This window comes from Streptomyces sp. NPDC042259, assembly GCF_055582085.1.
The window spans coordinates 63,902-77,822 of the sequence record NZ_JBVJDW010000014.1 but is presented as its reverse complement, the minus strand read 5'-3'; the positions used below and the strand labels follow the sequence as shown (position 1 = coordinate 77,822).

Annotated in this window: 14 protein-coding genes; 12 read left to right on the top strand and 2 right to left on the bottom strand. The window is 70.9% G+C overall.

Annotation, left to right across the window (positions count from 1 at the left end; all coding sequences use genetic code 11):
- Positions 1–7 precede the first annotated feature (7 nt).
- Genes ACZ6MA_RS29680 through ACZ6MA_RS29645 form a run of 8 tightly spaced genes read left to right on the top strand, consistent with a single transcriptional unit; the run spans position 8 to position 8,631 of the window.
- Complete coding sequence (locus tag ACZ6MA_RS29680) at positions 8–1,591, top strand: CpaF family protein (RefSeq protein ID WP_469437494.1); 1,584 nt, start codon at positions 8–10, stop codon at positions 1,589–1,591.
- 29 nt (positions 1,592–1,620) lie between these two features.
- Entirely contained in the window at positions 1,621–2,523 is a 903-nt protein-coding gene (locus tag ACZ6MA_RS29675; protein ID WP_469437492.1) for a type II secretion system F family protein, read from the top strand.
- Positions 2,520–3,419 (top strand): type II secretion system F family protein, encoded by a 900-nt coding sequence (locus ACZ6MA_RS29670; RefSeq protein WP_469437490.1) that lies wholly within the window; start codon positions 2,520–2,522, stop codon positions 3,417–3,419. Before ACZ6MA_RS29675 ends, ACZ6MA_RS29670 begins: the two co-directional genes overlap by 4 nt.
- A gap of 23 nt (positions 3,420–3,442) precedes the next feature.
- On the top strand, positions 3,443–3,643 hold the full coding sequence (locus ACZ6MA_RS29665) for a hypothetical protein (protein WP_469437488.1): 201 nt from the start codon (positions 3,443–3,445) through the stop codon (positions 3,641–3,643).
- A complete protein-coding gene (locus ACZ6MA_RS29660) occupies positions 3,640–4,056 on the top strand; it encodes a TadE/TadG family type IV pilus assembly protein (protein ID WP_469437486.1) in 417 nt (138 codons plus the stop codon). The genes ACZ6MA_RS29665 and ACZ6MA_RS29660 overlap by 4 nt, the downstream gene beginning before the upstream one ends.
- A gap of 2 nt (positions 4,057–4,058) precedes the next feature.
- Entirely contained in the window at positions 4,059–4,517 is a 459-nt protein-coding gene (locus ACZ6MA_RS29655; protein WP_469437613.1) for a TadE/TadG family type IV pilus assembly protein, read from the top strand.
- Positions 4,518–4,531: 14 nt separating this feature from the next.
- Positions 4,532–4,984: a pilus assembly protein TadG-related protein gene (locus ACZ6MA_RS29650; RefSeq protein ID WP_469437484.1), complete on the top strand. Its 453-nt coding sequence runs from the start codon at positions 4,532–4,534 to the stop codon at positions 4,982–4,984.
- A 2-nt stretch (positions 4,985–4,986) separates the two neighbouring features.
- The gene (locus ACZ6MA_RS29645; protein ID WP_469437482.1) at positions 4,987–8,631 is read left to right on the top strand and encodes a LysM peptidoglycan-binding domain-containing protein; all 3,645 of its coding nucleotides are present in this window, start codon (positions 4,987–4,989) and stop codon (positions 8,629–8,631) included.
- A 231-nt stretch (positions 8,632–8,862) separates the two neighbouring features.
- Here ACZ6MA_RS29645 and ACZ6MA_RS29640 read toward each other — a convergent pair whose 3' ends face one another.
- Both ACZ6MA_RS29640 and ACZ6MA_RS29635 read right to left on the bottom strand, forming a co-directional pair.
- Positions 8,863–9,297, bottom strand: a complete 435-nt coding sequence (locus ACZ6MA_RS29640; RefSeq protein ID WP_469437480.1) for an SMI1/KNR4 family protein — start codon at positions 9,295–9,297, stop codon at positions 8,863–8,865.
- A 413-nt stretch (positions 9,298–9,710) separates the two neighbouring features.
- The gene (locus tag ACZ6MA_RS29635; protein ID WP_469437478.1) at positions 9,711–11,099 is read right to left on the bottom strand and encodes a DUF2637 domain-containing protein; all 1,389 of its coding nucleotides are present in this window, start codon (positions 11,097–11,099) and stop codon (positions 9,711–9,713) included.
- A gap of 305 nt (positions 11,100–11,404) precedes the next feature.
- Here ACZ6MA_RS29635 and ACZ6MA_RS29630 point away from each other — a divergent pair, with 305 nt between their 5' ends.
- The 4 genes from ACZ6MA_RS29630 to ACZ6MA_RS29615 all read left to right on the top strand — a co-directional run bounded on the left by ACZ6MA_RS29630 (position 11,405) and on the right by ACZ6MA_RS29615 (position 13,813).
- Complete coding sequence (locus tag ACZ6MA_RS29630; RefSeq protein ID WP_469437476.1) at positions 11,405–12,130, top strand: prepilin peptidase; 726 nt, start codon at positions 11,405–11,407, stop codon at positions 12,128–12,130.
- 187 nt (positions 12,131–12,317) lie between these two features.
- Complete coding sequence (locus ACZ6MA_RS29625; protein WP_469437612.1) at positions 12,318–13,037, top strand: HNH endonuclease family protein; 720 nt, start codon at positions 12,318–12,320, stop codon at positions 13,035–13,037.
- Positions 13,034–13,306, top strand: a complete 273-nt coding sequence (locus tag ACZ6MA_RS29620) for a hypothetical protein (protein WP_469437474.1) — start codon at positions 13,034–13,036, stop codon at positions 13,304–13,306. Before ACZ6MA_RS29625 ends, ACZ6MA_RS29620 begins: the two co-directional genes overlap by 4 nt.
- Positions 13,307–13,399: 93 nt before the next feature.
- Positions 13,400–13,813, top strand: a complete 414-nt coding sequence (locus ACZ6MA_RS29615) for a hypothetical protein (protein ID WP_469437610.1) — start codon at positions 13,400–13,402, stop codon at positions 13,811–13,813.
- The last annotated feature ends 108 nt before the right edge of the window (positions 13,814–13,921 follow it).

Below are 13,921 nucleotides of genomic sequence, written 5' to 3'. Positions count from 1 at the left end.
GAAGAACATGACAGAAAACTTTGCAGCCCCCCAAGGGCAGCCCGGCGTCGATGACATCGTGGCGGACTTCCAGAAGGCGCTGAGCAACCGCCGGCCCGTACCGGGCGTGGCATCCCCGTCGGTGGTGCCGGCCCCTGTCGCTCCCGCGGCCGCGGACACCGCGCAGGCACCAGCCGGCGGATACTTCAGCACGCTGCCGGTGTCGTACGAGGTGATCGCCGAGCTGCGGCACCAGGCCAGCTCGAAGGTCAGCCGGGCCGCGGCCGCCGACGGCACGATGAGCGATGCGGACCGGCGCCAGCACGGCATGCAGGTCATCAGCCAGACGGTCAGCGAGTGGGCGGTCAAGTACGCCGCGAGCGGGCAGACGCCGCTGACCGTCGAACAGGAGACGGCCTTGCGTAAGGCGGTCTTCGACGAGCTCTTCCGCGCCGGGCGCCTGCAGCCGCTGCTCGATGACCCCAATGTCGAGAACATCATCATCAACGGCGCCGATCGGGTCCGGGTGGACTACGCCGACCGCCCGTCGCGGATGTGGGAGCCCATCGCGCCCAGCGACAAGGCGCTCGTGCAGCTGATCAACCACATTGCGCGCACCGGCGGCCAGGGCGAGCGGGCGCTGACTCCGGCGACCCCCAATCTGAATATGCGGCTGGCGGACGGGTCGCGTCTGGCAGCGTCGTACGGGATCACGCCGCGGCCGCAGGTCGTCATCCGCCGGCACCGTACCCGCGGGCAGGGCCTGGATGACCTGGTGAAGTGGGGCACGATCGATACGACCTTGGCCGCCTTCATCAAGTCCTCGGTCAAGGCGCGCAAGAACATCATCATCGTGGGCTCCCAGGGCGTGGGAAAAACGTCCCTGCTGCGCGCGGCCGCGCGGGAGATCCCGAGGACCGAGCGCGTGGGCACGCTCGAGAGCGAGTACGAGCTGTACCTGCACGAGGACCCCGAGGGCCCGGAGGTCGTGGCCTACGAAGGACGCGAGTCCAACGGCGAGCGGGGCCCGGACGGCAAGCTCATGGGCGAGCTGACGCTCTCCGATCTGTTCCCGCAGCTGCTGCGCATGAGCTTGCGCCGCATCATCGTCGGCGAGGTCCGCTCCAAGGAAGTCGTGCCGATGCTGCACGCGATGAACGAGGGCGAAGGCGGGAGTATGTGCACGCTGCACGCCCGCAGCGCGCTGCTGAGCATCGAGCGTCTGACCACGCTGTGCCTGGAAGCGGGCATCAACATGAGCGAGCAGCTGGCCCTGCGCCTGATAGCGCAGGCTGTGGATCTGGTGATCTACATCCGGCTCATCGATGAGACCGAACTGGTGGGTGACGACGGCCGGCCGGGGCGCAAACACCGGTTCGTCTCCCACGTCATGGAGATCACCGGGATCGGCGAGCACGGCCGCCCCTCACATCAGATGATCTTCGCGCCGCGTGAGCAGGACGGCCACCGCGAGGTGCGTGCCGTCCCGCAGGGCATGCCCAGCCCCACCTTCCTGGCCGACATCGAGCGCGTTGGGTTCGACCGGAACCTGCTGATGAACCCTTGGGGTGCCTGGGAGGAGCGGCGGCTGAACACGGTGGTGCCGGTATGACGCTGACTCTCTCGTCCCTGGGTGCGGCCGTGGCCGCCGTCGCGGTGGTCGCGGGACTGTTCATGGCCGTGGCCGGCGGCATCGGCTGGGAACCCAGCCCGGCACGGCGCCGCAGCCGCACCGAGCAGCGTCTGCGCGCGGCCCTTGGCCTGGGCACCAGCTCACCGGGGCCGACGGCATGGTGGGCCCGGCGCAGCTCCCGCTTCGGCGGCGCCCTAGTGATCGGCCTGCTGGTGTGGCTGTTCACGTCCTGGCCGATGGGCGGTGCGGTGGCCGCGGCGATCGTGGCCGGGCTGCCGTGGCTGCTCAACCCCGGCTCGGGCGCGAAGGAGCAGATCGCCCGGCTGGAAGCGGTCGAGGAGTGGGTGCGCCGGCTCTCGGACATTCACACGGTGGGTGTGAGCCTGGAGCAGAGCATCCAGCGCAGTCTCCAGACAGTGCCGAAGCCGATCGCGGGGGAAGTCACGCGGCTGGTCTCGCGCTTGTCGGCCGGCTGGATGCCGCAGGATGCCTACCGGTCCTTCGCTGACGAGATGGACGACGCGATCGTCGATGAGGTCGCAGCCCTGCTGATCCTGCATGTCGAGGACCGCGGTGCCGGGCTCGGCCGGGCGCTGAACGATCTCGCGGCCGCGCTGGCGCAGGAGGTCTACGCCCGCCGGGAGATCGAGGCCGACCGGCAAAAGCCCCGCACGAACGACCGCTGGGTCACCATTTTTTGCCTCGCGATCTTCGCGGTGTCGATGCTGTCGGGCGCGTACGTGGAGCCCTACACCACGGCCGTGGGCCAGATGACGCTGGTCGCTCTGGGGATCGGGTTCGTCCTGGTGAAGATCTGGATGCGCAGGATGGCGGTCATCGAGCCGACCCCCCGCTTCCTGTCCTCGGCTGACCGCACGGCTGGCGAGAGCGAGAAGGAGGGCAGCGCGTGATCTCCCCGTACGCCGTCATCGGCGGCGCCGCGGTCGGCCTGGGCCTGGTCATCGTCTACCGGGGTCTGCGTCCTGGGCGCCCGGATGTGTCCGACGTCCTGGACCGCATGGACGCCTCCCGGCTGGAGAACCTCCAGCCCGTACGGGCCAGTGCGGCTCCGGCGTCGGGGCTGGAGCGTCTGGGCGCCTCGCTGCTGCGCGCGGCCGGCGAGGGGACGCTGCGGCTGCCGCGTCAGGAGCTGGAGCTGATCGGCCGCAGCCCCACCAAGCACGTCGGCCTGAAGATCGCGCTGGCGTTGTACGGTCTGCTGCTGCCGACGCTCCTGGTGTCTGTGGCGGCCGTGGCCGGCTACCCGCTGCCGCTGCCGGTCCCTGCGGCAGCCGGCCTGGTCTTCGCCCTGCTGTTCTGGTTCGCTCCCGACGTGCACGCCAAGCAGCGCGCCACCGAGGTCCGGGCCGACTTCCGGCACGCCATCAAGGCCTACCTGCGCCTGGTCCAGCTCGAGCGGGCCGCGGACGCGGCCCCTACCCAGGCCCTGAAGAGGGCCGCCGAGATCGGCGAAGGCTGGGTCTTCATCAAAATCAGGGACGCGATCACCCGGGCCGAACTGGAAGGCATCAGCCCGTGGGAGGGTCTCAAGCGCCTCTCCCTCGAGCTGGACATCCCCGAGCTCGGCGTGCCGGCCGACATCATCTCCATCGCCGGCGAGGAAGGCGCAGCCGTCGGCGAGACCCTCGGCGCGCAGGCGCGCTCGCTCTCGGGTGCGCTGCTCACCGCCGCCAAGGCGAAGGCCAACGACGCATCCGAGCGAATGATCATGCCCGTGTCCGTCCTTGTGGTGATCATGACCGCTTACATCGGCTACCCCGCGATCACGCGGATCATCGCCAGCTAATCCGCCCACACAGGAGTAAGAACATGTTCAATGACCCGATCTGGCCCCTGCTGTCCGCCCGCGCCCAGGGCACGGTGGCCCGCCTGAAGCAGGCCCGCAACGAGGACCGCGGAGCGATGAGCATCGAGATGATGATCCTTGTCGGCGCGCTGGTGGGCATCGCCATCGTCGTCGCCGGTGTGCTGCTGGCCAAGGTCAATGAGAAGAAGGACGCCATCAAGTGACAGCGGTGCTGCGCCGCTGGTCCCGCTCCTTGGCCGTCCGCGGCCGGCAGCGGGACCGCGGCGCGCTCAGCCTCGAATTGATGATGGTGTTCCCGGCCGTGCTGCTGCTGGTCATGCTCGCCGTCCATGTGGGGCTGTGGTGGCACGCGCGTAACGTCGCGCTTGCCGCCGCACAGCAGGGTGTGGAGCGGGCCCGCGTCCGCGGAGCCAGCATCGGTGCTGGCACGGCCGAGGCGCAGAGCTTCGTCGGCCGGGCGGGCGGGAGCATCTCCGGTGCCCAGGTGAGCGGAAGCCGGGGTGGGCAGACGGTGAGGATCGAAGTGAGCGGGCACGTCGACACGCTGATCCCCGGTCTGAAGCTGCCCGTAAGCCAGCACGCCGAGGCCGCGACCGAACGGATCACTCAGCCGTGACCATGAACCTGCCGCTGTTCCTCGCCCGGATACGCGAGGGCGCCCGCCGTGACGGCGGGGCTCTGTCGCTCGAGGCGATGATCCTGCTGCCGTTGCTGATCCTGGTGCTCTGCCTGATCATCGCGTTCGGCCGGATCCAGGCGTCCGGGAACGCCGTCGACAGCGCCGCACGCAATGCCGCCCGTGCCGCGTCGCTGGAGCGCAGTGCCGGCGCGGCGCGTTCGGCCGGCGAGCGGGTCGCCCAGGACTTCCTGAGTCAGCAGGGTCTTCCCTGCACGGCGGTCTCGACGAGCATCTCCACCGGCGGGTTCTCCGCTCGCCTGGGGGACCCCTCGACGACGACCGCGACCGTGAGCTGCACCGTACGTCTGTCGGACATCGGCATGCCGGGGCTGCCCGGTTCCAAGACCCTCCGGGCTAACTTCACCTCGCCCATCGACGCCTACCGCCAGCGCAACTGAAACCAGGAACCTCCATGACCGCCGCCCGCCCCACGCTCTCGCCGCGCCTGCGCGGCGCGCTGCCCACCGCCTGGTGGCGGCGCGACGACGGAGCCATGTCGCTGTTCGTCCTGGTCACCGTCGTCGGCCTCTTCGCCATCGCCGCGCTCGTCATCGACGGCGGCGGCAAGCTGCGCACCCTCACCCACGCCGAGGGAGTGGCGCAGGAAGCGGCACGGGCCGGCGGGCAGGCCATCGACGCCGGCAAGGCCATCTCCGGGCAGGGCATCACGGTGGACCGCAACGCCGCCGTGGCAACCGCCCGGTCCTACCTCGCCGCCGCGGGGGCCAGCGGCACGGTCGAGGTCAGCGAGGACGGGGCGGCGCTGAAGGTCACCGTCACCGAAACGTATGCTCCGATGTTCCTGCCCGGCGGCGGCTGGACGGTCTCCGGCCGGGGCAGCGCCGACCTGGTCTACCGGGGATGAAGATGACAACTCGTAGCAAGCCGGCCGCCTTCCTGCGCGCACTGATATGCCTGGCAGCGCTCCTCGCGCTCCTGGTCCTGGTGCCGTACCTCCTGTGGCAGGTTGGCGTCCTGCCCCATGACGTGCCGTCGATCGACGACGTCACCGCCATGCTGACCCAGCAGGACGACACGGGCCAGTTGTTCCTCGGGGCCATCACCCTGATCGGCTGGTACGGCTATCTGTCCTTCGCCGCCTCGGTCGTCCTGGAGCTCGTCTCCGTCCTGCGGCACCGCCGCGCCCCCCGCATCCGGGTCCTCGGCGGCACCCAGCGCCTGGCCGGCACCCTCGTCGGCGGCATCATCCTGCTCCTGCCCACGTCCGCCGCCTTCGCCGCCACCACCCCCGCCTCGGCCGCCAGCCTCGCGGTGACCGCCCCTCAGTCCACCGGCGCTTCCGCCGCGGCCACCGCGCAGGCCGTTCCCACCACCGCCGCCAAGGCAGCCGCCTCCCACACAGGCCCGGTTCACGAGGTGAAAGCCGGGGACTCCCTGTGGCAGATCGCCGAGGAGCGCCTGGGGGCGGGCAACCGCTGGCACGACATCGTCAAGGCCAACGAGGGCGTCCCCCAGGCCGACGGCACACTTCTCACCGCGGACACCACCGTCCTGCAGCCCGGCTGGATACTGCGCCTGCCGGCCGACCCCAAGCCCGCCGCCGACCACGGCGGAACACACACCCAGCTGACCGCAGCACCGGACAACGCCCCCAGGGCACACGCCACTACGCACACTGTCACGAGCGGCGAGTCGCTGTCCTCCATCGCCCAGGACGAGCTCGGCGACCCCGGCGCCTACCAGGAAATCGCTGAGCTGAACCAGGGCAAGCAGCAGAGCGACGGGCGTACCCTGAGCGACCCCGACGAGATCTACCCGGGCTGGCAGCTCCAGCTCCCGCCCAAGAACACCCCATCCCCCGGCGGCGACACCCACCACGACGAGCGCAAGCCCGCACCGGAGAACAACACCCTGGACCCGGCCCCCAAGGGTGACGAGCGCCAGAACCCGGCGCCCGGCGGCGGGAAGGACACCACCGGCAGCCCGGAGAAGGAGAGGCCTTCTCAGGCCCCCGCCCCGAACGCCGGCAAGGACCACGCGACACCTGCGACCCCGGCACCGCCTGCCGACACCCCCGCGGACTCCGCGGCCGGCCAGAGCGATGACTCCCCTCTGTCGGCCACCGCGGTTGCCGCTGCCACCAGCCTGTTCGCCGCCGCCGTCCTGGCCGCACTGGGAACCCGGCGCGCCCTCCAGCAACGCCGCCGACGCCACAAGCGCCGCATCCCCATGCCCAACCCCGACGGCAAGATCGCACAGCTGGAAACCCAGCTGCGTGCCGCCTCCGACGAACCCAGCATCGCCGTTCTCGACCGCGCCCTGCGCACCCTGGCCGCCAACTGCGCCCAGTACAAGCGGCCGCTGCCCGAAATCGACGCGGTGCGCGTGGCAGCCGGCGGCATCGAACTGCACCTGTCCGCACCGACCCCGCCGCTCGCCCCGTTCACCCAAGCCGGTAAGCACGCCGACCGCTGGTGGTGCCCCGCCCGCAGCGACGACCTCATCGGCGACGACGACGCCCGCGACATCACCGCTCCTTACCCGGCCCTGGTCAGCATCGGCACGACCGGCCACGGCGAGCCCGTCCTGGTCAACCTCGAAGCCGCCGGCATCCTGCGCCTGCAGGGCAGCGAAGACGATGTCCGCGCCGTCATCCGCGCCATGGCCGTCGAACTGGCCACCTGCCAGCTCGCCGACGACATCTCCCTCGTCCTGTCCGGCACCGGACAGGAACTCGAGGACGTCTACCCCACCCGCCTCGAACACCACGACGCGCTCGCCGAAGCCCTGCCCGAGGTACAGGCTCACGACGCATTCCAGCGCAGCGCGCTGGCCGAGAACGAACTCGACAGCCTCCACCAGGCGCGCCTGTCGGCAGAGGGCGGCGACAGCTGGATCCCCAAGATCCTTATGACCACCAGCGTGCCCACCGAGCAGGAAGCCGATGCCCTGGCCGACCTGCTCTCCTCCCGCCCCCGCACCGCCGTCGCCGTGGTCACCGCGGCCCAGGACGCACTTAATCTTCCCGGCGCGTGGACCCTTCCCGTCACCCCCGGCGGCCCCGTCCAACTGCCGGGCCTGGACCTGGCGGTCACCGTGCAGCGCCTGGACGAAGAGGCCTACGCCCCGCTCGTGCAGTTGCTGGCCACCTCTCAGCGCACCGACGACCTCCCGCCCCCGGCCTGGACCCGCCCGCCGCACGGTGCAGCCGAACCCAACGGGCCCCGACCTCTCCCGTCTCCCGCCGAGCCGGTGGCCGTGACCGTCACCTACGCCGCCAGCGCCAGCGCCGGCGGCCATTCCGCAGCCGCCGTCCCCGCCCCAATCGCTGGCCCGGGCGCGGTGCCTGACAGCGCCCTGGCCCCCGACGTCACCGGCACACCCCCGCCCGCCGAGCAGCACATCGCCGCGGCACCCGCCCGGCCCGAGGGCGATGCCGCCGGCGCCGAGGTAGCCGCACCAGGCCCGGACGCCAGCGGGATCTCGCCCGAGGCCTTCGAAGGCGCACTCCACGAGGTCCTCCAGGAGCACGCCGGCCACACTGGGACGGCCTCCGAGACGGGGCCGGATCCCGCGCAGCAGGTCCTTGCGCCGGTGCAGGACACCGACGACGAGGAGGCTTCGGCGCTGGCCCCCGCCGCACTCGGCGAGCCCGAACCGTCCCCCTCTGCCTCAGGGCCCGACCCCGTTGTCGAGGACGCCGAGCCTGCGAGCACCCCGGCCCCGCGGATCACCGCGGTCACCTCCGGCGTGCTGACCGCGCTCAACACGCCCCCGGACCCGCCAGCCGCGCCGCAGATCCGCGTCCTGGGGCCGGTCGACATCGTCGGCACCCTCGGCAAACTCGAGGCCAGCCGACGCCCCGTCCTCATCGAGATCGCCTCCTGGCTCATCCTCCACCCCGGGCAGGTCCGCCAGGAGCTCGACGAGGCCATCTGGCCCGGCCTGCGCATCAGCGCTGACAGCCGCAACGCCTACATCAGCAAGCTGCGCATCTGGCTCGGCCGCGACCCGCTGCTGCCGGCCACCGACCCCCAAGCGCAGTACCTGCCCCCGATCTCCAAGGGGATCTACGCTCTCAACGACCAGGTCAGCTGTGACTGGCACGCCTTCCAGGACCTCTACCGCCAGGGCATGCACGACACCGGCACCGAGGCTGACACCGCCCTCGCCCAGGCCCTGGCCCTCGTGCGAGGCCGCCCCTTCAGCGACATCGACCAGTCCCGCTACATCTGGGCCGAGCACGACATCCAGGAGATGATCTCCGCGACCGTCGACGTCGCCCACGAGCTCTTCGTACGCCGACTCGCCGTCCGCGACTTCCGCGCCGCCGCCTCCGCCGCGACCCGCGGCCTGGCCTGCGACCCCAGCTCCGAAATGCTCTACCGCGACATGTTCACCCTCTACAGCGAAACCGGCGACCGCATCGGCATGGAACGCATCGCCCACCAGCTAGCACGCATCGCGGCCGAGACGGGAGCGTACTCATCCCCCGAGACCGTTTCCCTTATTAACGCACTAATGGATGCAAACCGGATCGCATCTGCGTAGTCGTGTCGGTTGAGCCCGGGAAAACCCGTCGCCGTCATCGAGGGCCAGCGCCTGCACGCCCGCCCAGCCGACGCCCTCGTGCAGCCCTCTACCGCGCGCAGTGCGGGCTGAGGGCGCTGAGGGCCTGGTGCCTCCTCGGGTCCCGAGCCTGCCCTGCCGATGACCGGAGGGAACTGTTTTGGAAACTTCACAGGGACCTGAGATTGCCCAATCTCATACCAGCGACTCCGGTTACCGGTACCAGTCGTCCTCTCCATCCAGGAGGGATCGCTCCAGGTAGTCCTGCAGATCCCTGGCGGCCCACCGCCGGCTGTCGCTCTCGTGTTCCCACACGAAGATGTCCGGACGTCGAGGCGTCCGGACAAAAGCGAACTGGTCGCCGCCGCCGTTGTCACCGAAGAACAGCATCGCATCAAAGGGCATGTACAGACCGGCGAACGAGCGGTCCGACCAGAAGTGAAGGTTCCGCTCGACGATCTGCGCCAAGGGCCAGACGGTGTCCACCCCGTAGTGCCCGACTAGGCCGTCGGTCTCCCGGAGCAGAAGTACGAGCTGGGACGGCAGGCGGCAGCCCAAACGCTGCTCTGCAGCAGCAAGCGTGGCCGCGTCAGCGGGAGGTCTGAACTCGGCCTTGGGGCATACCTGTCCTGCGAGCTCTCTCCACATAGGCGCAGCCTAGCCAGTCAGACGAGCGAAGAATCCGATGCCCTGACGCCGCAGCCACAGCGAAGCCGACGGGAGCCTGCACCCGGTCGTCCCGGCGCGACATCCCGCGCAGAGGGCCGAAGTGCGCCTCGGCAGCGCCTCGCAGCTTCACGCTGCCCCCATGACCCGACGCATCGGCCGGGAGGTCGCAAGGGACAGATCCCCGACCAGCGGCGTACCGCCGGCCCGTGGGACGAAGGCAGTGCCGCGGTGCTCATGCCGGTCTCCAGAGGAGGACGGTGTCGGGCCCGGTATTGCCGAAGGCAGTGAGGCGAGGGACCGGGGAGAACTGCGGCGGGGCGGTCCGTCACTCCTTATCAGGGGTGAGCGCGGCCGTGCTCCGTCTCGGGCTGCGCCGGGGTGCCCGGACGCGGTCAGCGCGCGGCTTGGCCAGGCGCCGGCTGGTGGTCCTGCTTCCAGTCGAAGTCAAGCTGGTCCGCGGCTTCGCGCACGACGATCGGGCCGTGCATCTTCTCCAGCCTCGCGTACTGGGTACGGCCAGAACCTTCCTGCTTGTAGCCCGCCCAGCGGGCGAGGTCCGGTTTCGCCAGCTCCACTCCGGCCTTCTGGTGCGCGAGGTAGATCCTTTGCGCCTTCTGGCTCTTGGTCTCGTTCGGCGGCGCCACGCCCACATCGACTCCGGGGTGCTCGGCGCCGCCCTCCGCATCGGCCTCGCCGGCCTGCGCGTCCGCGTGCTCGCCGTCCTCGTCGTGCGGTGCCGCCTCGTCCTCCGGCTCCCTTTCCGCTCCGGGGCCGGGCGATTCCACCGTCTTGGCGTCCAGGACCTCCCCGGGGACGGCGGGCGGGACGAAGGCGTCCTGCGGCACCGCTGGCTCGGCGATGTCATGGGCCGGCGCGGCGGCGACGGCCGGCTCGGGCGCGGCCTGCGCGGCGGGCATCCGGCTCGCCGCCGGTTCAGCGCCCTGCTGGTTGAGCACCGGGGAGAAGTACGGTCCGGCGGCCGCCGGCGCCTCGATAGGGGAGGACACCGGCTGCAGCGCCGGCCGCTCCTGGCGGTCGCCGGCAAGGACGTGCCCGGCGGAAAGCGTCGTCTCGGCTACCGCGATGCCCAGGCGTGCCTGGCGAAGGGGCCGGAGCTCCTCCCCCGATGCCTTGCTGCGCCAGCGCCATCCGTGCCCGGAGCGCAGGTCCTGCTCGTAGAGCTTGCGTTTTTGGTAGCGCTCCAGGGCCGCGCGGTAGGAGCGGATGCGCCACAGGCGCATGTCCCGCCAGATCGACCAGGTCGCCAGCGGTGACAGAAGCCACCGGGAGAAGGGGATGGAGTCCAAAGGCTCGTCGGACTCGGGGTCCATCGCCTGGGCGACGGCGTTGCGGATGGCCTCGGTGATCGAAATGAAGAGGACCGGGATGACGCCGTGCATGGCCGAGGCGAGAAGGTCCGGCCAGGAGGCGGCCCCGTTGAAGGCGACCGTGGCGCCGGTGAGCATCCAGGCGATGCGGCGCAGGGCGGGGTATGGCAGGCCCACCCAGGTCAGGGCGAGGTCCAGGGCCAGCAGTACGGCGATGCCGATGTCGATGCCCAGCGGGAAGACGTCCGCGAACCAGCCGAAGCCTTTGCGTTCGGCCAGGTCGCGCACCGCCGAGTAGGAGCCGATGAACCCGACGGCGGCGATGAGGATGGATCCGAAGCCGATGGAGCCGAACAGGGCTTTGCGGCCCATGGTCCACTGCAGCTCCCGGCGGCGCTCGCCGCGGGTGGTCAGCGGCTCTCCCAGGGCGTTGGTGCCCGGCCCTGATATCACGAATGTCCCTTTCGCTGAGTCCGCGCGCACACGCGCCCATCACCCATAGAGGTGTGCTGAGATGACGCGGTGTGACAAAACCGGCCCCTCGAGTTCCTCGCTCCCCCGCCCGGTGAATCCAAACGGTAGGAACAAGGCAGTCTACGAAGCACCCGTTTTTAGCCACCTCGGGCCCCTCTGACCTGCCCAGACCGGGCGGAACGTCATAGTCCGCGTTTGTTCGATCGGCGTAAGGTCCGGCTTCGCTAGGCTTCGGTGACCGCCCACGCCGGTGGCCGGAACATGCTGCCGTGGGGAGATGCTGGATGCTGGGGACCATCGCTGTCGCGCTCGTGGCCGGGCTGCTGGCCGGCGCCGCGGCCCGGCCGCTGATCTTCGCCCGCGCCGTCCCCGCCGGCGCCCCGCCCCGCACCCGCTGCCCCGGCTGCGACGCCGCCCTCCTCTCCCCCGCCGGCTTCGGCCGCAACTTCCTGAGCCCGCTCGGCCGGTGTGACGCCTGCCGGGGACGGGTCCTCCCGCCCCCGGTCCTGCCCGAGGCCCTGACCGGCCTGTCCTTCGCCGCGATCGCCGCCAGCGGCTCCACCGGCTGGACCGCCGCGGCGCACTACTGGCTCGCCGCCTGCGGCGTCGCCCTGGTCCTCATCGACGCAGCCGTCCACCGCCTCCCCGACATCCTCACCCTTCCCGCATCCGCCGGAACGCTCCTGCTGCTCACCGGGGCTTGGCTCTCCGGCGAGCCCGGCGGCCTGCCGCGCGCACTGGCCGCTGCCGCCGCACTGGGGGCCGCCTACCTCGCTCTGGCGTTCGCCGGAATGGGCATGGGCGACGTGAAACTCGCCCCGGCCGTCGGCGCGCTCCTGGGGTGGCACAGCTGGCGCGCCGTCGCTCTCGGTACCTTCGCCGGCTTCCTCCTCGGCGCCCTGTTCGCCGTCGCTCTCCTGAGTGCGGGGCGCGTGTCGCGTAAGCAGCAGGTCGCCTACGGTCCTTTCATCCTTCTCGGCGCTCTGCCTGTATCTCTGTGGCTGGCCTGACCCCCTGAGCGGGGCCCGCGCGAGTGCGGTGCGTGCCCTGCGGGCACCCCTGGGGCCCACCATGCGGTGAACTGGCGGAGGGTGCGGGAACTACCGGAAAGCCCAGTCTTGTCCGGGATATCCTGATGTCCCGGGGGCATGAGGGCTCTGGGCAGGCGATACAGCGACGAGTGGGGGCAGACCCTTGGTGACGTGGCCTCAGCGAAGGCTGGCCGGGCTGGTGGCGGTGACGTGCGCGGCGGGAATCGTGCTCGCCGGGTGCGGGAAACCGGCGGAGGACAAGGCTCCCTCCACCGACCGTGCGGCATCGTCGTCCACCCCGGCGGCGGACGGCAAGGACCGCGGCAAGGATGTGCTGCCGGGACTGCCGTCGGCGGAGCAGGCCCGGAAAATACTGGAAAAGCTCACGGTGGCCAAGTGGCGGCCGATGGCCGGCTACACCCGCACCGCCTTCCCGCACTGGGCCCAGCAGGGAGAGAAGTGCGACACCCGCGAGACCGTCCTGGGACGCGACGGCCAGGGCGTAAAACGGGACGGGCAGTGCCGGGCGGTTTCCGGCACCTGGCACAGCCTGTATGACGACAAAACCCTCACCTCGGCCTCGCAAGCTGACATCGACCACATGGTGCCGCTGGCTAACGCATGGCGGTCGGGCGCGGACACGTGGACCGTTGAGCGGCGCAAGCAGTTCGCGAACGACCTGACGCACCCGCAGCTGCTGACCTCCTCGGCCGCCTCGAACCGCAGCAAGGGCGACCAGGGCCCGGACCAGTGGCAGCCCCCGGCCAAGAGCGCCTGGTGCGTCTACGGCCGCGCCTGGACGTCGGTGAAGGACACCTACGGCCTGACCGTCACCGCCGATGAGAAGAAGATGCTCGGCACCATGCTGGGTACCTGCACCTCATGACACAGCACGAGCAGTACCAGGACGAGGTGAGCGCGGGCCCGGGCGGGGTGATGACGGACGAGGTCGGCGTCGTCACCGGCGACCTCACCCTCGCCACCACCCTGCGCGGCGACGGCCGGGCGGACGTGTGCGTGCAGTACACCGGCGCCGAGGAGTGGTACACCCTGACCGGCAGCCCCGCCACCGTCCCGCCCACCGGCCTGGGCACCCTGCACCAGGCTGTCCTCACAGCCGCGCGGTCCGGGGGCTGCGCCGAAGTCCCGCGTTAGCCCCACGTGCGGCGCACGCCTGGGACACAACGTTGGCAGGGGGTGGGAGTGATCGGCGACGCGACGGTCTTCCAGGTAGCCACCGGAGACGAGATGCCTATCACCGCGAGCCCGGCCGAGCGCACGGCCGCGGTCCGGGCAGCCGTGGAGGGCCTTCTACAGGTCCGGCTCCTGATGAACACCGATGCCGCCGACCCGGCCGCCGTCCCCGCACCATGGGAACGCCTCCAGCCGGTACGCGCGATCGCCCTGGCCCTGGAAGCCGCCGGCATCCCGCCCTCCGCTGTCGACGCCAGCGGCAAGCGCCTTCACACCGGGTACCGCGTACGCCTGTGCGACGCAGTCATTCGCGTCGAATGGCTCGGCCCACCAGGAAGCGGTGCCCTCTACGAGCAGCACGAGGCCCTCCAGCGGTGCGCACGCGCGCTTAAGGAGCTGGGCTGGCAAACGCTGGAGTACCGCGGAGCGCGCCAGCACCGCTGGCTGGAGGTCGAACCCGCAACCTGATGCCGTCTCGGCGCTGGCCCAGGCGCGCCGCTGCACCGGCCCACGCCGGGACTTGCTTGTGGGTGCGCGGAGTACGACCACATCCCGGGCTGCCTCCGTCGGGAACTC

What these genes read in the sequence shown, in the direction of transcription:
- ACZ6MA_RS29680 (WP_469437494.1), top strand. Translation starts at nt 8, where the DNA reads ATGACAGAAAACTTTGCAGCCCCCCAAGGGCAGCCCGGCGTCGATGAC.
- ACZ6MA_RS29665 (WP_469437488.1), top strand. Translation starts at nt 3,443, where the DNA reads ATGTTCAATGACCCGATCTGGCCCCTGCTGTCCGCCCGCGCCCAGGGC.
- ACZ6MA_RS29655 (WP_469437613.1), top strand. Translation starts at nt 4,059, where the DNA reads ATGAACCTGCCGCTGTTCCTCGCCCGGATACGCGAGGGCGCCCGCCGT.
- ACZ6MA_RS29650 (WP_469437484.1), top strand. Translation starts at nt 4,532, where the DNA reads ATGACCGCCGCCCGCCCCACGCTCTCGCCGCGCCTGCGCGGCGCGCTG.
- ACZ6MA_RS29645 (WP_469437482.1), top strand. Translation starts at nt 4,987, where the DNA reads ATGACAACTCGTAGCAAGCCGGCCGCCTTCCTGCGCGCACTGATATGC.
- ACZ6MA_RS29640 (WP_469437480.1), bottom strand. Translation starts at nt 9,297, where the DNA reads ATGTGGAGAGAGCTCGCAGGACAGGTATGCCCCAAGGCCGAGTTCAGA.
- ACZ6MA_RS29630 (WP_469437476.1), top strand. Translation starts at nt 11,405, where the DNA reads ATGCTGGGGACCATCGCTGTCGCGCTCGTGGCCGGGCTGCTGGCCGGC.
- ACZ6MA_RS29620 (WP_469437474.1), top strand. Translation starts at nt 13,034, where the DNA reads ATGACACAGCACGAGCAGTACCAGGACGAGGTGAGCGCGGGCCCGGGC.
- ACZ6MA_RS29615 (WP_469437610.1), top strand. Translation starts at nt 13,400, where the DNA reads ATGCCTATCACCGCGAGCCCGGCCGAGCGCACGGCCGCGGTCCGGGCA.